The following is a 16,742-nucleotide window of genomic DNA, read 5'->3' on the forward strand; positions in this document are numbered from 1 at the left end:
ACCATGCCGCGAAAGACCTCCCCACACCACAACGCCACCCGCCGATGGGCCACCTTGGCAGCGGTGGCTGCGGGCGCCCTGCTGCTGACCGGCTGTGCCCCCTGGCGCATGTGGACGGCCGCCGACCTGGCCCGCGACGCGCGCCCCTATACCGCGCAGCCCCCGCAGCCGACGCGGCGCGTGCTGGTGGTGGGCGACAGCACCGCTGTGGGCACCGGGGCCAGCACGGCAGCAGACAGCCTGCCGGGGCGCATGGGCCAGGACCATCCCCAATGGCGCATCGACAATCTGGCGGCCAACGGCGCCAAGTTTGGCGACGTGGTGCAGCAGCTGGAGCGCGCAGACGGCGGCTATGACCTGGTACTGGTGCTGGCGGGTGGCAATGACGTTATCCGCTTCACCCCCGAGGACACGCTGCGCGATCAGGTACAGCAGGCCGTGGCGCTGGCACGCCAGAAAGGGCAGCAGGTGGTGCTGATGCCTTGTGGCAACGTGGGCCACGCGCCCTTTTTTGTGCCGCCCCTGTCGTGGGCCATGTCACGCCGGTCCGAGGCGCTGCATGCCCTGGCACGCGAGGTGGCCAGCGCGCAGCAGGTGCACTATGTGCGCTTGCTCAAGCCGCGCGACCAGGACCCGTTCGTGACCCGCAGCCAGGAGCTGAATGCCGCTGACGGCCTGCACCCCAGCAGCGCGGGCTATGCCGAGTGGTACCGCGAGCTGGTGGCACAAGGCGGGTTGAATGGCCTCACGCAGTAGCCCCTGTTAATCGTCCGTTGACTCGCTCTTGGACAGCCACTGCAGCACGGCATCGATGACCCACTGCGGGTCATCCAGCGGCAGGTCGTGCCCCGCCCACGGATGCAACTGCAGCGGCAGCCCCCAGGCCTGCGCAATGGCCTGCGAGCATTGGCTGGACACCAGTCGATCCTTCTGGCAGCCCAGCAGCAATACACGATCCACAGGCGCGGCAGTAGGCGCGCAGTACCGCGCTGCAGCCACCAGCTGGCGCACGGCATTGCGGGCCGACACGCGCCGTTGCCTGCGCACAGCGGCCCACTGCGCCACCACACCCGCGGCGGCGGAGGGTGCGCTGCGGCTGGTGATCTGCCACACCACTTGCTCGGCGGCCTCGGCAGATCGCCACCACCACGCCAGCCGCAGCAGCGGCGCGATGTTGTGCAGCTGCAGGCGGTGCCAGAACGGGCTGAACGGCCGCAAGCTGGTGTTGATGAGCACGCAGCCTGCCACCTCGTACGGCGCCACGCATGCCCATTCGGTGGCCACCATCGCCCCCAGCGACATGGCCAGCAGGTGGTAGGGGGGTGCCACGGCGCGCCGCGCCAACTCTGCGCGGCAAGCCTGCACCATGCCTTGTACCGACGAGGGCGACGCCAGATGGTGGAACTCGCCGTTGCCCGGCAGGTCCAGCGCCAGCACGGCGTCACTCGGCACCGATTGCGCAAAGCCCTCGGCAAACGCGCCCCAGTGCGCGGCCTCGCGCGTCAGCCCGCGCAGCAGGATCCATTGGCGGGGTGGGCGCGCGGGCATCTCAGTACCACGCCGCCAGGGCATCGGCCCGGCGCTGTGCACGCTGCTCGGGCGCTGGCACCCAGCGCGCATGGCTGCAGGCGGCGCGCGACAGAAAGTCGAGCAGCGACAGGTGCCGCCGTAGCACCCGCTGCTGGCGGTGGTTGATGAGCGGGTTGAAGATGCCGTTGCGCGAGAACAGCTGGCGCGGGTTCTTCTTGATCCACAGCCACGACCCCATCTCCAACGTGAGCGGCAAGAAGGTGTGCGCGGGCACATCGCGGCAGGCCTGCAGGTACAGGTGGTCCCACAGATCACCGTGGGCGAGGTACTGCGCGCTCTGCGGCTCGATGATGTACTGGTGGTTGCTGTGCGCCTGCAGAAAAATGTCCTGCAGCGCATGCAGCTCGGCCAGGTGCGGAATGGGCCGGCGGGTGTGGGCAAACGGGAACCACAGCCGGTCCTTCACCCCAAAGCCCGAGTGGCAGTCCAGCGCAATGCTGAACGGCCGCGCCAGCAGCTGCTGCGCCACCACATCGCACAGCGCCTGGCTCTCGGCCTCCATGGGCTCGCCCAGCCTGCCCCGGTACCAGGGCAGGCCCGCGCTCACGCGCTGCCCACCAACACCCCAGGGTACCGGGTCCACCGCATCGACGGGCGCGTTGCGCATCAGGTCCACCCCGCGCGGGTTGGCACGCGTGGCAGACCACATGCCGCCGGGGTTGACGATGGGCATGAAGACTAGGCGCACCCGCTCGAGCTGCTGGTGCAAGGTGGTGTCCCACTGCAGCCGCATGACCACGTTCTGCAGGTAGGCAATGACCACCTCGGCACCAATGCGCTCCAGCCCATGCACGCCGCCAAAGAACCCCACTGCAGGCACGTCCAGCGCCGGGTTGCCCAACCCGATGGCATAGATGGGAAATTGCGGGCCCGACGCCACAGAAACCTGCTGGACGACCTGCACCTCCAGATGGGGCGCCCCCAGGTCGAGGATTTTTTCCAGCGCCGCAAGCTCGGGCAGCATGTTCAATAGGTGGGGGTAAGTCGGTGTGTACGGCACGCCAGAGCGCGTGCCAGGCAGCGAGGATAGCGCCCGGGGGGCGGCACGAACAGCGTCGCGGTGGGCCTGTGGGGTTTGCGCGAACCGACGCGAAACCGTCACACAACAGCGCTACCTTGCCAGCAGTTACCACCCTTTGGAAGAGGCGCACCATGCTCTGGAAACTGTTCGGACTGCAGCGGCTGCTCAATGAGCTGTTCGATGAACGCGGATGGCTGAGCCTGGACCTGCCCCGCACCACCGGCTGGGACCACGACGATGTACCCGCCATCGCGCAAGACTGAGGTCTACCGCTGGGCCATGGGCTGGGCGATGCTGGCCTGCGCACTGGCGTGGGGCGTGGTGGAGTTTCTGGCCCTGCAGCGTGCGCGCTGGCAGCTGTGGCGCGAGCGGCTGCACACGCCTGCCCACCATTAGCGAGACCGCCGTGAACGACCGGCCGCAGGACCTGCACGAAGAGGTGGCCAACAGTGCGCTGCACGGTGCTGCGCTGGTGGGCGCCTGCCTGGCCGTGCCACAGCTGCTGCAATCCGCCCCCGCCGCGCATCCTGCCGCGATCTGGGGCGTGCTGGTGTTCGGAGCCACCATGGCGCTGCTGTATGGCGCGTCTACCCTGTACCACGCACTGCCGCCGGGGCGGGCCAAGCAATGGGCGCTGCAGCTGGACCATGCGGCGATTCACCTGTTCATTGCGGGCAGCTTCACCCCGTTTGCGCTGAGTGCGCCAAGCCACAGGCACCACACTACGGCCCTGGTGCTGGTGTGGCTTGCGGCGCTGGCGGGCTGCTGGCTGCAGCTGCGGGCGCGGCGCGCAGCACCTTGGCTCTCCACCGTCTTGTATGTGGCGATGGGTTGGGTAGCGCTGCTGGCGGCCCTGCCCCTGATGGCCCATGTGCCCGCCGTGAGTGCGGCCTGGCTGGTCATCGGCGGGGCCGCGTACACGGCCGGTGTGGTGTTTTTTGTGATGGACGCCGTAGTGCGCTACGCCCACGCCGTGTGGCATGGCTGTGTCATCGCAGGTACGGGCTGTCACGTGATCGCGGTGCTGGGCCTGCAGGCGGCAGCTTAGCCACGCAGACAACAAGGGGGCGCAAAGCGCGCTCCTGCAACGACCTCGCGGGCCCTGCGCAAACAGTTGGCACAGCACCCATGCGACGGCTGCAAACACCTGCGGCACGCAGGCCCTATCGCGTCTGGCGTTATCGCACCTAAAATCACGCAGGTCCTCGCCCGCAGAGGCAGGGCCCATCGTCATTCCAATCAACGAAAAAACATCATGGCAACTGCAAAGAAAACTCCCGCTCCCGCAAAGAAGGTGGCCGTCAAGGCCGCAGCACCCGCCGCCAAGAAGGCAGCCCCTGCAGCCAAAAAGGCTGCGCCAGCCGCCAAGAAGGCTGCTGCGCCCGCCGCCAAGCCCGTGGCCGCTGCAGCTGCGCTGAAGCCCATCAAGACTGCGTTCAACAAGACCACGCTGGTCGCCCACCTGGCTGAACAGTCGGGCGTGGAACCCAAGGCCACCAAGGCCGTGCTGGCCGCGCTGGAAGCCGCCATCCTGGGCTCGGTGCACAAGAAGGGCTCTGGCGAATTCACGCTGCCTGGCGTGCTCAAGATCGGCCTGCAGCAAGTGCCCGCCAAGAAGAAGCGCTTTGGCAAGGACCCGTTCACGGGTGAAGAGCGCTGGTTCCCCGCCAAGCCTGCTTCGGTCAAGATCAAGACCCGCGCCCTGAAGAAGCTGAAGGACGCAACCGTCTGATGCACCCGGCGCCACAAGGCGCTTGCGTCAGCAACAGGGGCCGCAAGGCCCCTTTTTCTTTGGTGGAGCTTGCAACGGCCGCGCGACGATGCCCCATGCACGCCCTGGGCCTTGCGCAATCAGGCCCTGATGACCCCTGGCGCCGCAGGATGGGCATACAACGCCTGCACCGCCGCAGCGCGGCGTGAGAGCACCGCCCCCTGGTTGATGTAGCCCTTGTCGGTGATCTCCCCGGCATCTGCATCGGGCGCGGAATCCATCACCATGGCCCGCGTGGGGCACTGCGAAGACCCCGCACCAGCATCGCGGCGCGCGCGCATCACGGCCTGCAGCGCTTGCTCCAGCCGCGCAGCGTCGGCGGCGCCGGCCGCAGACGGGAACACCAGCATGCCCACCTCGTCGCGGTCATGCCCAGTGAGCACGATGTCCTGCACCAATGGCGCCAGTTGCGACACCAAGTCCACCCGCAAGGTGCCCACCGACACCCAGCTGCCGCTGGACAGCTTGAAATCCTCCGCCACACGTCCGTTGAAGACCACGCCTTTGTCTGGCTGCTCCGCGTCCACCAGATAGCCCGCATCGCCAATGCGGTAGAACCCTTCGTGATCGAACGCGGCGGCCGTCTCGCGCGGCGCATTGCGGTAGCCCGCAAACACCGACACGCCCCGCACGCGCATCTCCAGCTTGCTGCCGTTGGGCACCAGCTTCAGCTCCAACCCCGGCAAGGGTGCACCAATGCAGCCTGCGCCCTCCAGGTGCCAGTGCGCGGTGGTGACAGCGGGCGCTGTCTCTGTGGACCCCCACGAGGTGGTGAGCCACAGCGGCTGCGCAGGGCGCACGCGCCGGGCAACGGCCTGCAGGCGCTGCCAGGTCGATGGAGCCAGCGCCGCTGCCGCATAAAAGGCGAGCCGCATGCGCGCCAGCACGTCGGCGGCCAGGCGGTCGTCGGCCTCCAGGAACGGCAGCAGCATGTCAAAGCCCCGGGGCACGTTGAACAGCATGGTGGGCTGCACCTCGCGCAGGTTGCGCACCGTCTTGTCGATGAGCCCTGGCATCGGCCGCCCCTCGTCGATGTAGAGCGTGCCCCCGTGGCACAGCACCATGTTGAGGTTGTGGTTGCCGCCAAAGGTATGGCTCCACGGCAGCCAGTCCACCAGCACCGGCTTTTCATGCGCTAAAAAGCGCCATGCCTGGGCCATCATCTGCTGGTTGGCGCAGAGCATACGGTGGGTGTTGATGACCACCTTGGGCCGGCCGGTGGAGCCAGAGGTGAGAAGGTATTTGGCATGGTCATCGGGCAGCAGCGCCTGCATGGCCTGCTGCACCTGGGGTGTCTCCTGCCCGGCAAGCAGATGCTCCCAAGGCCGCGCCCCCGGACACGCAGCGGCGTTGCGGCTGAACACGCGCACGGCGCCACTGTCCCAGCCTTGCAGGGCTGGCGCATAGACGCTGGCATCGGACGCATAGACCAGACTGGGCTCCAGCACCGACAGCATGCCGTGCAGGCGGCTGTGGTCCTGAGATCGTGCGTATGCGCTCGACAGCGAGCAGGGGGTGATACCCACATGCATGGCCGCCAGCATGAGCACCGCGTGGTCCACCGCGTTGTCGGACAGGATGGCAATCGGCCGCCCGACGGGCAAGCGCAGGTCCAGCAGCGACTGCGCCACGGCGCCCACCTGGCGGCGCAACTGGGCATAGGTCAGGCTGCGCCAGCCCTCTGCGCTGTCGCTCCGTTCGGCCAGTGCCAGGGCATCAGGCGTCTCTTTGGCCCAGCGCTCCAGCCATTCCCCCACACAGCGGGCATAGGGTTGCAGCGCCATGGGAGAGCGCAGCGTGAAAGAACCATCGTCAAACTGGGTGCGCACGGCGCGCGCCGGGGCAATCTGGCGCTCGTCATCAAGAAAGGCTGGGTACATGGTGGGTTCTCGGGAGCGATGGAGGTTCAAACACTGAGGCGCTATGCCTCAGGCATCGAGATCGGGATCAGGTTGACCGAGCAGCCCAGACGCCTGCTTGGCGCGCAACAGCTCGATGAGCAAGCCATCCCGCGCACGGGCCAGATCGCTGGCCTGCCTGTCACCCAGCGCCTGCGCCACACCTTCGGTCACCTGGCGCTGCAAGGCTTCGGTCATGGACGGGGCGCCCAGGTCCTGCCACCAGCTTTCGATGGGGCCACCCAGGTGGGCCAGCAGGTGGGCAATGCCACCGTCGCCCCCAGACAGGTGCAGGTTCATGAACGGTCCCATCAGCGCCCACCGCAAGCCAGGGCCCTGCGAGATGGCGGTGTCGATGTCTTCCACGGTGGCCACGCCCTGGTCCACCAGGTGGAAGGCCTCGCGCCACAGAGCGGCCTGCAAGCGGTTGGCAATGTGCCCTTTGATCTCGCGCCGCACCTGGATGGGACGCTTGCCGATATGGGCATAGAACGCCATCGCATCAGCCACCGCCTGGGGCGTGGTGCGCTCGCCACCGCCCACTTCGACCAGCGGGATCATGTGCGGCGGATTGAACGGGTGGCCCAGCACCACGCGCCCGGGGTGCGCGCAATCCTTCTGCATGTCCGTCACCGCCAGCCCCGAGGAACTGGACGCCAGCACCACATGCGCCGGGGTCGCTGCATCCATGCGGCGGAACAGGTCCACCTTGAAGTCGAGCCGCTCGGGTCCGTTCTCTTGCACAAAGTCGGCCTGTGCCAGAGCGTCTTCCAGCCGCGCGTGAAAGCGCAAGCGCTGCGGGCTGGCGCCGGGCGCCAGCCCCTGCTGCGCCAGTGCCACCCAATGCGCAGCGACGGCGTCCCGCAGTCGCTGCTCGGCCCCGGGCGATGGGTCGGTGGCCTCCACGTCCAGGCCCCGCGCCAGAAAGTAGGCGGCCCAGCTTGCGCCAATGGTGCCGGTGGCCACTACGGCCACGCGCTTCACGGTGTGTGCCATGCGAGGCCTTTCAGGACTCGGCCGTGAAGCCAACCTTTTTCACAAGCGGCCCCCAGCGCTCGTATTCGGCCTGTTGCGAGGCCAACATCTCTGCGGGCGTAGAGCCTTTGGCGATGAGCCCCACCACGGCCAAGCTGTCCATGACGGCCTTGTCCTTGATCGCGGCGTTGATGGCGGCGTTGGCGGCGGCCACCACGGCCGCTGGCGTTCTCGCCGGGGCGTAAAAGCCGAACCATTCCTCGGTCGTGAGTTCTGGAAAGCCCTGCTCTGCAAACGTGGCGACCTCGGGCGAAAACGGTGACCGCGCCTGACCCGAGGTGGCGATCAGCCGCAGCTTGCCCGCCTTGTGGTTGGGGATGAAGTCTCCGCTGGGCGTGACCATCGACGCGATCTGCCCGCCCACCACATCGGTGACGCCCGGGATGGAGCCCCGGTACGGCACATGCTTGAGGTCCACGCCGTTGTTCAAGCCCAGCAGCGCACCGATGAAGTGCGGCGTGGAGCCTGCTGCAGGCGAGCCGTAGTTCGCCTGCCCGGGGTTGGCCTTGGCCCAGGCCAGAAAGTCCTTCACCGTCTTGACGGAGGCGGGCACCAGCGGCCCCACGGCCAGACCGTGGTGCATGACAGCGCCGATGGACACCGGCACAAAGTCCTTGGCCGGGTCGTAGCTCAGGCGGCTGTAAATATGCGGGTAGATGGAGGTGCACGAAAACGGCGACAGCGTGAGCACGCTGCCATCGGCAGGCGCGCCCTTGAGCGACTCCAGCACAATGCGGCCGCCCGCGCCGGGCTTGTTTTCCACCACCGCAGGGTTGCGGGTGTAGGGCGATGCGGCCAGCTTCTCGCCCACCCTGCGCGCCACGCTGTCGCCCGCGCTGCCAGCAGGAAAGCCGTAGAAGATCTTGACCTGGTCGATGGTCTGCGCCCAGGCGGCCAGTGGCGACAAAGCCCCCAGCGCAGAGGCGCAACCGACGTGGTGCATGAACTGGCGGCGCGTGTGCATCATCATGTGTCTCCTGTGGATGGAGCGGTCATTATTTTTTGTAGCCCCGCGCCACTCAGTCATCGCGATGACATTTGGACTCAGGGAATACGCGCACGCGCCTGTACAGCACCCAGGGGCGCAGGAGACACTCTCACCATGTTGGTCAAACTGGCGCCCCCTACCCTCACCGATCTGCTGCTGCACTCCGCCTGGTTCCCGGCCCTGGACAGCGCCGCCCAGCAACGGGTGATGGACGATGTGCGCGAGACCGAAGTGCCCCAGGGCGGCGCGCTGTGCCGGCGCGGCCACACCCCCGTGCACTGGTATGGCGCCATCGAGGGGCTGCTGAAGTGGACGGTGACCTCCGGCGATGGCCGCTCGGTCACGCTGGGCGGGCTGTCGGCGGGGAGCTGGTTTGGCGAAGGCACCTTGCTGCGGGGCACGCCGCGTACAGCCGACGTGATCGCACTGCGCCCCAGCCGCGTGGCGCTAGTGCCTATGGAGACCTTTGAATGGCTGCACGCCACGCAGCGCAGCTTTGACCACTTTCTGCTGCGCCAGATCAACGAGCGCATGCACTGGTTTCTGGGCAACTTCACGGCCCACCATTTGCTCGATACCGACAGCCAGGTGGCCCGCGCGCTCGCCGGCCTGTTCCACCCCTGGTTGCACCCGGGCAGCGACACGCACCTGCAGGTGTCACAGGAAGAAATTGCCAACCTCTCGGGCGTGTCGCGCCAGCGCTGCAACGCGGCGCTGAAGCGGCTGCAGGCCGCGGGCCTGCTGGAGATTGAATACGGCGGCATCACCGTCACCGACCTGGAAGGGCTGCGGCGCCAGGTGGAATAGCGCTGTCGCTTGGACTCACTGGGGGCACGGGCTATTGCCCTGCCACCGCCCCGTCCGCAGCTATGCAGGAGTGTGGTGCGCTTGGATGAAGGCAACCGCAGCGGCCACCACCGCGTCAGGCTGGTCGCGGTGCGGAGAATGCGCGCAGTCCGGCAGCTCCAGCAGCCTGGTGCCCGGCACGCGTTGGGCAATGCCCCGGATTTGCGCCAGGGTGCCGTACTCGTCGTCACAGCCCTGGATGGCCAGCACGGGTGCGCCGATCTGGGCAACCTCGGGCTCGATGTTCCATGCGCGAAAGGCAGGGTCCAGCCAGATACGGTTCCAGCCCCAGAAGGCGGAATCCACATCGTCGTGATAGCGCCCCAGCTTGTGGCGCAGGTCGGTCTGTTCGTAGGCGTCCCGCGCGCGTTCGATGTTCTGCACCGTCACGTCTTCCACAAAGAGATGTGGCGCCATCACCACCAGCCCTTGCACGCGCTGCGGCCAGCGCGCAGCCATCAGCAGGGCAATCGATGCGCCATCGCTGTGGCCAAAGAGCCAGGCGGCCTCCTGCACTCCCAGTGCATCGAGGAATGCAGGCACCACCTCATGTGCCTGCTGGTGCATGAAGTCCGGGCCCCACACCTCGTCCGCGTCCCGGGGGGTGGAGCGGCCATATGCGGGGCGGGAGAACACCAGCCCCCGCAACCCGCCCGCATCGCACAGCTGGCGCGGGAAATCCTTCCACATCGCCACCGAGCCCAGGCCTTCGTGCAGGAACACCACCAAGGGGGCGTCGCTGCGCTCGGGTGCTATCCACTGGTACTCGATGTGGACCGTGCGGTTGCGCCAGACCACGGGCATGCGCTCTGCGCCCCCCACGGGGCCGGGTGCAGCGACGTTGGCATTCACGCCCGCTGCTCCCGTTCGCGCAGCCGAAAGCGCTGGATTTTTCCGGTGGCCGTCTTGGGCAGCTCGGGCAGGAACTCGATCAGACGCGGGTACTTGTAGGGCGCCAGGCGTTCCTTCACAAAGGCCTTGAGTTCATCCGGCGTGACCGCCTGCCCATCCTTGAGCACCACAAACGCCTTGGTCTTGGTCAGGCCGTCGACATCCTGCGTGCCGATCACGGCCGCCTCCAGCACGGAGGTGTGCTGCATCAGTGTGGCCTCCACCTCGAAAGGGGACACATAAATGCCGCTGACCTTGAGCATGTCGTCGCTGCGCCCGGCATAGGTGTAGTAGCCCTCGGCATCGCGCACGTACTTGTCGCCACTTTTGGTCCACGCGCCCTGGAAGGTTTCGCGGGTCTTGGCGCGGTTGTTCCAGTACATCAGCGCAGCACTGGGCCCCTGGATGTAGAGGTCACCGATTTCGCCCTGCGGCACCTCGCTGCCGTCTTCGCCGCGCAGGGATATCTCGTAGCCCGGCACCGGTTTGCCAGTAGTGCCGTAGCGCACATCGCCCGGGCGGTTGGACAGGAAGATGTGCAGCATCTCGGTCGAGCCAATGCCATCAATGATGTCGCAACCGAAATGGTCCTTGAATCGCTGTGCAATCTCGGCCGGCAGCGCCTCGCCCGCCGACGAGCACATGCGCAGCGCCACCGCACTGCGGGAAGGCAGGCGGGGCGAGGCGAGCATGCCGGCAAAACCGGTGGGCGCCCCAAAGAACACCGTGGGCTGGTGGCGCGTCCAGCGCTCGAACGTGGCGTCTGGCGTGGGGCGTTCGGCCATCAGCACCACTGTGGCGCCTACCGACAACGGGAAGGTCAGGCTGTTGCCCAGCCCATAGGCAAAGTAGAGCTTGGCAGCCGAAAAGCACACGTCCTTGTCGGTCAGGCCCAACACCGCCTTGCCATACAACTCGGCCGTCCACCACAGGCTGCCCTGGGTGTGTACCGTGCCCTTGGGTTTGCCCGTGGAGCCCGAGGAATAGAGCCAGAACCCTGGCTCGTCAGGCCCCGTGCGCGCGGGCGCTGCCAGCACGGGGGTGGTGGCCATGGCGGCCTCCATGTCCACCGCCCTCGCAGCCAACGTGCCCTGCGGCTGCGACACCACACAAGCGCGCACTTCGTGGTGGGGCGCCAGGGCCAGCGCCTCGTTCAGCACCGGCAGCAATGCTCCAGAGACCAGCGCCGCCTGCGCGCGGCAATGCGTCAGCATGTAGGCATAGTCGTCCGGCTTGAGCAGAGTATTGACCGCCACCGGCACCACACCGGCGTAAAGACAACCCAGAAACGCCACCGGCCAGTCGCTGGTGTCCAGCATCAGCAGCAGCACGCGTTCCTCGCGCCGCACACCGGCGTTGGTCAGCACAGCCGCCAGCCGCCGCGCACGGTCTTCCAGCGCGCTGTAGCTCAGGGTCCCCTGGTCGTCGATGTAGGCAATGCGGTCACCCCGCGCGCGGTTCAGGGCGAACAGATGCTCTGCAAAATTGAACTGTTCTGGAAGGCTGTTCATGGCGTGTCTCCGTCGCGATGGCGTTGTTTTTGTGGGTGGGTTCGGGGTCAGCAGCCCAGCGCCGCGAGCACTTCGGGGCTGGCCTGCACGGCACTGCGCTGGTGATAGAAGTCCAGCGCCCGCAGGCCGCCCAGCTCGGCACCACCGCCAGCCCGGCCGGGCCCGCCATGCAGTGACATGGGCATGACATTGCCGTGGCCGGTGTGCGCAGTGGCCACGGCCGGCGTCACCACATGCACCCGGCCGTTGCTCGCCGCCAGCGCAATGGCGGCCTTGGCCAGGGCCTTGTCGTCGGCGCCGTAGAGCGAGGTCACGAGCGAGCCCTGGCCACGCTGCGCCAGGGCCAGCGCATGGGGCAGGTCGTTGTAGGGCAGCAAGGTGGCCACCGGGCCAAACACCTCCACGTCATGGACGATGGTAGCCCGGTCGGCATCGCGCGCGCCCAGCAGCACCGGGCCGACGCAGGCGGCCACGGCGGGGTCGGCATCTACTAGAGGGCGGGTTCGGCCGTCGTGCAGGACGTCGGTATGGGTGGCCAGGGCGGCAATGCCAGCCTGCACCCCATCGAACTGCGCGCGGCTCACCAGCGAGCCCATGCGCACTTCCGGGTTGCGGGGGTTGCCCACCACCACGCGGGCCAGTTGGGCGCTGACCGCCTCGGCCACCGCCGCGTACAACGCGGCGGGAACCAGGATGCGGCGGATTGCGGTGCACTTCTGGCCGGACTTGACGGTCATCTCGCGGACGACTTCGCGCACCAGCAAGTCAAAGGCGGCGCTGCCGGGCGCCGCATCAGCCATCAGCAGCGCGGCATTGAGGCTGTCGGCCTCGATGTTGGCGCGCACCGAACGCTGCGCCACCGCCGGATGCGCCCGCACAACGCCCGCCGTCTCGGCGGAGCCGGTGAACGACACCACATCAAACGGTTGCAGCGCGTCCATCAAGCCCGCCGAGCTTCCCGCGATGACCGACAGCGCGCCGGCAGGCAACACCCCGGCGTTCACCACGTCCTGCACCATGCGCTGGGTCAGCCACGCTGTGGATGTGCCGGGCTTGACGATGACCGGCATGCCCGACAGCAAGGCGGACGCAGCTTTTTCCCACAGCCCCCAGGCGGGAAAGTTGAACGCGTTGATGCACAGCGCCACCCCAGGCCGGGGCACCTGCAGGTGTTGCGACTGAAAGACCGGTTCTTTGCCCAGCCTGATGGCGTCCCCGTCGCGCAGCACGCGCACATCGCCCAGCGCATCACCCCATCTGGCGTATTGGCCGAGGGTGAAGATTCCGCCGTCGATGTCCACCGCGGAGTCCGTCTTGACGGTGCCGGAGTTGGCAGTGGCAATGTCGTAGTAGCTGTCGCGGTGGGCCTGCAGCACCTTGGCAACCGCGCCGAGCATGGCGGCCCGCTCTCGGTAGGTGGCGGCGCGCAGCGCAGCACCTCCCTGTTCGCGGGCAAATGCAAAGGCCTCGGGCAGGTTCAACCCCGTGGCGTCCACCCGCACCACGGCGGTGCCCAGCACAGGGTCCCGCAGTTCGGTGCCGGGCCCTGTTCCGTGTTGCCAGCGGCCGGCAACGTGGTTGGCGAGCAATTCAGTCATGCAGTCGGTCTTTCAGAGCGAGAAGGTCCATGGGGAAGCAGCGCAGGCGCCAGCACTAGCGGGTGAACTGGATCTGCCCCTCGGGCAGCAGGTACAGCACCAGCGCTCTGCCGTGTGCCACCGTGGGGTGGTGGGCACTGCCGGGCGGGTAAACGCACCATCCGGCAGGGTGGCCGTCAAACACCGCCTCGCCCTCCAGCGGCATGATCAAATCGATTTCGCCCTGCGGGTGGGTGTGGTGGGGGCCTGCAATGTTTTGCATGTCCACCACGTCCACAGAAAACCGGTGCAAGGTATCTTCGGGCTTGAACACACGGCCGTAGCGAATGCCAGCGCCCTCGCGTTCACACAACCACCCCTCACGCGCACCCTGAATACACGCCTCCCGCAAGCGCTGGTAGGTGGTACTGGTGGGGCCGTGTGCAGTGTTAAGCCATTGCGCGAGAGCGGCATCCAGGGGTTTGCCAGCGAGCTGGGCGGTCAGAGCTGCCAGGGCTTGGTGAAATGCAGTTTTGTCGGACATGGGCAGTGGGTGCAGCTAGAGTCGGGGCCCAATCTGCACCGTTTTTGATTCACCGCCTTGCGCGCATCCAAAACATGCAGTATTTTGCCAATTGACGAACCATAGTTACCTCAAAGATCCATGTCAAGCACTATAGTGCATGCATGGCGTTTTCCCTGAGAAGGCCAGGGTGCTCCATGAAAAGGATGGGTATGAACGAAACAGAAACGGCGGGGCTGCTGGCACCCGCCTCCGCGCAGGAGGGTGCGCCGCCATCGGCCGAGGAGCCCAAGAACCCCCTGCTGGTGGCACTGGGCGAGCGCGTTCGCAACCTGCGTGCGCAGCGGGGCCTGACCCGCAAAGCGGTAGCAGTGGCCGCCGATGTGTCGGAGCGCCACCTGGCCAACCTGGAGTACGGCACCGGCAACGCCTCCATCCTGGTGCTGCAGCAGGTGGCCCATGCCCTGCACTGCTCGCTGGCGGAGCTGGTGGGCGACTTCACGACGCAATCGCCTGAATGGCTGCTGATCCGCGAACTGCTGGAACACCGCAGCGAGCCCGAACTGCGCCGCGCCCGCCTGGCGTTGCACGAGCTGCTGAGCGGAGGGCACAACGACGCCGCAAGGCACCGCCGCATCGCGCTGGTGGGTCTGCGGGGGGCTGGCAAATCCACACTGGGGCCGTTGCTGGCGCGCGAGCTGGACGTACCGTTCATTGAACTGAGCCGCGCCATCGAGGCCCTCGCCGGGTGCAGCGTGCGTGAAATCCACGACCTGTACGGCACCACCGCCTACCGCCGCTACGAGCGCAGGGCGCTGGAAGAAACGATACAGATCCACAGCGAGGTGGTCATTGCCACGCCGGGCGGCATCGTGTCGGACCCTGCCACTTTCAACGAACTGCTGGCCCACTGCACCACCGTGTGGTTAAAAGCCCAGCCCGAGGAACACATGGGGCGCGTGGTGGCCCAGGGCGACATGCGCCCGATGGCCGCCAGCAAAGAGGCCATGGACGACCTCAAGCGCATCCTGGACGGGCGCGCTGCTTTTTATTCCAAGGCCGAAATCACGGTGGACACCTCCGGCCAGACGCCCGAGCAAAGCCTGCAAGCCCTGAGTGCCAGTGTGCGCAAGGCCATGGCCCGGGCGGCGTAAAACCCCGCACTCCCCCTGAGCGGCTGCAGCCCGGACACGGACGCCGCAGCGCCCACGCCCATCACGGCACCGCACAGCGCCACCGCCACGGTGGCCTGTGCAGTTCGCCCCCTCACACCCCTGCGCAGCCCTCAGTAGCGCTGCACATCTGCCCGACTGCCATCGGCAAAAAAATGCATTGACATACCGCATAACATGCACGATGATGCACATCAACAGCAAGCAATAAGCACTATATTGCATTAATTCTCCACGGAGACCTCATGGCAGACCTCACCCACGCTCCTCAACGCGTTGACTACCGCACTGACCCCACACAGTACCGCCACTGGACCTTGTCGGTCGAGGGCGCTATTGCGCGGCTGTCCCTCGACATTGCGGAGGACGGCGGAATCCGTCCTGGCTACAAGCTCAAGCTCAACAGCTACGACCTGGGGGTGGACATTGAGCTGCATGACGCGCTCAACCGCATCCGCTTTGAGCACCCCAACGTGCGCAGCGTCATCGTCACCAGCGGCAAGGACCGCATCTTTTGCTCGGGTGCCAACATCTTCATGCTGGGGGTATCCAGCCACGCCTGGAAGGTCAACTTCTGCAAGTTCACCAACGAGACGCGCAACGGCATTGAAGACTCCTCCAAACACTCGGGCCTCAAGTTCATTGCGGCCGTGAATGGCGCCTGTGCAGGCGGCGGCTACGAGCTGGCACTGGCGTGCGATGAAATCATCCTGGTCGATGACCGGTCGTCTGCCGTATCGCTGCCCGAAGTGCCTTTGCTGGGCGTACTGCCCGGCACCGGTGGGCTGACACGGGTCACGGACAAGCGCCGCGTGCGGCACGACTTGGCCGACATCTTCTGTACCAGCGTGGAGGGTGTGCGTGGCCAGCGCGCGGTGGACTGGCGCCTGGTGGACCGTATCGCCAAGCCCGCGCAATTTGCCGCCACGGTACAAGAGCGCGCCGCCACCCATGCACAGACCAGCACCCGCCCCAGCGACGCACAAGGCATTGCCCTGCCCCGCGTGGAGCGGCAGGACCATGCCGACGGCATGCGCTACCAGCAGGTGACGGTGGACATCGACCGCGCACGGCGCACGGCCACGTTGTGCATCCGGGCACCTCAAGGGGCGCAACCCGCAGACACGGCCGCCATTGAAGCAGGGGGCGCCGCCTGGTGGCCGCTGGCAATGGCCCGCGAGCTGGACGACGCCATCCTGAACTTGCGCACCAACGAGCTGGACATTGGCACCTGGCTGCTGAAGACCGAAGGGGACGCACAAGCCGTGCTGGCCAGCGATGCCGTCCTGCTGGCCCACCAGAACCACTGGCTGGTGCGCGAGACCATCGGCGCACTGCGGCGCACCTTTGCCCGTCTGGATGTGTCTTCGCGCACCCTCTTCGCGCTGATCGAGACAGGCTCTGCTTTTGCCGGCACCCTGGCAGAGCTGGCGCTGGCGGCGGACCGTACCTACATGCTGGCCCTGCCCGACGCTCCCGAGCAGGCACCAACACTCACCCTGAACGCATTCAACTTTGGCTTGCTTCCCATGGTGAATGACCAAAGCCGCTTGCAGCGCCGCTTCTATGAAGAGGCGGGCCCACTGGAAGCGGTCCGCGCCGCCGCCGGCCGGCCGCTGGACGCAGACAGTGCACTGGCGCTGGGCCTGGTCACGGCTGCCCCCGACGACATCGACTGGGCCGACGAAATCCGCATCGCCATCGAAGAACGCGCCGCCATGTCGCCCGACGCGCTGACCGGCCTGGAGGCCAACCTGCGTTTTGCCAGCAAGGAAAACATGAACACCCGCATCTTCGGGCGCCTGACCGCGTGGCAGAACTGGATCTTCAACCGCCCCAACGCCGTGGGCGAGAAGGGCGCGCTCAAGGTCTACGGCACCGGCCAGAAGGCCGGGTTTGACCAGACGCGCGTCTGACCC

The 16,742-nt window shown here is 67.0% G+C and carries 17 protein-coding genes; 8 read left to right on the plus strand and 9 right to left on the minus strand.

The genetic code is table 11. The features are described 5' to 3' along the window. Positions 1 to 3: 3 nt before the first annotated feature. The gene (locus ACT531_RS11405) at positions 4 to 756 is read left to right on the plus strand and encodes an SGNH/GDSL hydrolase family protein (protein ID WP_476017492.1); all 753 of its coding nucleotides are present in this window, start codon (positions 4 to 6) and stop codon (positions 754 to 756) included. Positions 757 to 762: 6 nt separating this feature from the next. Here the strand turns inward: ACT531_RS11405 and ACT531_RS11410 are convergent, their stop codons facing one another. Both ACT531_RS11410 and ACT531_RS11415 read right to left on the minus strand, forming a co-directional pair. Continuing rightward, positions 763 to 1,548, minus strand: coding sequence for an alpha/beta fold hydrolase (locus tag ACT531_RS11410; RefSeq protein ID WP_476017493.1), 786 nt, complete (start codon positions 1,546 to 1,548; stop codon positions 763 to 765). Position 1,549: 1 nt separating this feature from the next. Further along, entirely contained in the window at positions 1,550 to 2,554 is a 1,005-nt protein-coding gene (locus tag ACT531_RS11415) for a M14 family zinc carboxypeptidase (protein WP_476017494.1), read from the minus strand. Between the two features lie 188 nt (positions 2,555 to 2,742). On the opposite strand from ACT531_RS11415, the gene ACT531_RS11420 reads away from it, so the two are divergent. The 4 genes from ACT531_RS11420 (at position 2,743) to ACT531_RS11435 (ending at position 4,343) form a co-directional block, all read left to right on the plus strand. Further along, positions 2,743 to 2,874, plus strand: coding sequence for a hypothetical protein (locus ACT531_RS11420; RefSeq protein WP_476017495.1), 132 nt, complete (start codon positions 2,743 to 2,745; stop codon positions 2,872 to 2,874). Beyond that, positions 2,849 to 3,007: a hypothetical protein gene (locus tag ACT531_RS11425; protein ID WP_203422251.1), complete on the plus strand. Its 159-nt coding sequence runs from the start codon at positions 2,849 to 2,851 to the stop codon at positions 3,005 to 3,007. The genes ACT531_RS11420 and ACT531_RS11425 overlap by 26 nt, the downstream gene beginning before the upstream one ends. 10 nt (positions 3,008 to 3,017) lie before the next feature. Beyond that, positions 3,018 to 3,659, plus strand: coding sequence for a PAQR family membrane homeostasis protein TrhA (gene trhA / locus ACT531_RS11430; RefSeq protein ID WP_476017496.1), 642 nt, complete (start codon positions 3,018 to 3,020; stop codon positions 3,657 to 3,659). Between the two features lie 207 nt (positions 3,660 to 3,866). Continuing rightward, positions 3,867 to 4,343: an HU family DNA-binding protein gene (locus tag ACT531_RS11435; protein WP_056637466.1), complete on the plus strand. Its 477-nt coding sequence runs from the start codon at positions 3,867 to 3,869 to the stop codon at positions 4,341 to 4,343. 119 nt (positions 4,344 to 4,462) lie between these two features. Here the strand turns inward: ACT531_RS11435 and ACT531_RS11440 are convergent, their stop codons facing one another. From ACT531_RS11440 to ACT531_RS11450, 3 genes are read right to left on the minus strand one after another with little or no spacing between them, the layout of a single operon-like run. Then, positions 4,463 to 6,262, minus strand: coding sequence for a feruloyl-CoA synthase (locus ACT531_RS11440; RefSeq protein WP_476017497.1), 1,800 nt, complete (start codon positions 6,260 to 6,262; stop codon positions 4,463 to 4,465). Positions 6,263 to 6,310: 48 nt separating this feature from the next. Continuing rightward, positions 6,311 to 7,276 carry a 3-hydroxyacyl-CoA dehydrogenase NAD-binding domain-containing protein gene (locus tag ACT531_RS11445; protein WP_476017498.1) on the minus strand — a complete coding sequence of 322 codons (966 nt, stop codon included), beginning with the start codon at positions 7,274 to 7,276 and terminating at the stop codon, positions 6,311 to 6,313. 10 nt (positions 7,277 to 7,286) lie between these two features. Next, positions 7,287 to 8,279 carry a Bug family tripartite tricarboxylate transporter substrate binding protein gene (locus tag ACT531_RS11450; RefSeq protein WP_476017572.1) on the minus strand — a complete coding sequence of 331 codons (993 nt, stop codon included), beginning with the start codon at positions 8,277 to 8,279 and terminating at the stop codon, positions 7,287 to 7,289. Positions 8,280 to 8,417: 138 nt separating this feature from the next. Between ACT531_RS11450 and ACT531_RS11455 the strand changes: the two genes are divergently transcribed. Further along, positions 8,418 to 9,110: a Crp/Fnr family transcriptional regulator gene (locus ACT531_RS11455; protein ID WP_476017499.1), complete on the plus strand. Its 693-nt coding sequence runs from the start codon at positions 8,418 to 8,420 to the stop codon at positions 9,108 to 9,110. A 60-nt stretch (positions 9,111 to 9,170) separates the two neighbouring features. Here ACT531_RS11455 and ACT531_RS11460 read toward each other — a convergent pair whose 3' ends face one another. Genes ACT531_RS11460 through ACT531_RS11475 form a run of 4 tightly spaced genes read right to left on the minus strand, consistent with a single transcriptional unit; the run spans position 9,171 to position 13,672 of the window. Continuing rightward, the gene (locus ACT531_RS11460; protein WP_476017573.1) at positions 9,171 to 9,953 is read right to left on the minus strand and encodes an alpha/beta fold hydrolase; all 783 of its coding nucleotides are present in this window, start codon (positions 9,951 to 9,953) and stop codon (positions 9,171 to 9,173) included. Positions 9,954 to 9,997: 44 nt separating this feature from the next. Continuing rightward, a complete protein-coding gene (locus ACT531_RS11465) occupies positions 9,998 to 11,551 on the minus strand; it encodes a benzoate-CoA ligase family protein (RefSeq protein ID WP_476017500.1) in 1,554 nt (517 codons plus the stop codon). Between the two features lie 47 nt (positions 11,552 to 11,598). Then, complete coding sequence (locus ACT531_RS11470; RefSeq protein ID WP_476017501.1) at positions 11,599 to 13,149, minus strand: 3,4-dehydroadipyl-CoA semialdehyde dehydrogenase; 1,551 nt, start codon at positions 13,147 to 13,149, stop codon at positions 11,599 to 11,601. A gap of 55 nt (positions 13,150 to 13,204) precedes the next feature. Continuing rightward, positions 13,205 to 13,672, minus strand: a complete 468-nt coding sequence (locus ACT531_RS11475; RefSeq protein WP_476017502.1) for a 4-hydroxylaminobenzoate lyase — start codon at positions 13,670 to 13,672, stop codon at positions 13,205 to 13,207. Between the two features lie 191 nt (positions 13,673 to 13,863). On the opposite strand from ACT531_RS11475, the gene ACT531_RS11480 reads away from it, so the two are divergent. Continuing rightward, positions 13,864 to 14,805 carry a helix-turn-helix transcriptional regulator gene (locus ACT531_RS11480; RefSeq protein ID WP_476017503.1) on the plus strand — a complete coding sequence of 314 codons (942 nt, stop codon included), beginning with the start codon at positions 13,864 to 13,866 and terminating at the stop codon, positions 14,803 to 14,805. 263 nt (positions 14,806 to 15,068) lie between these two features. Then, positions 15,069 to 16,739, plus strand: coding sequence for a 2,3-epoxybenzoyl-CoA dihydrolase (gene boxC / locus ACT531_RS11485; protein WP_476017504.1), 1,671 nt, complete (start codon positions 15,069 to 15,071; stop codon positions 16,737 to 16,739). Positions 16,740 to 16,742 lie beyond the last annotated feature (3 nt).

Source organism: Acidovorax sp. DMC1 (genome assembly GCF_056314325.1).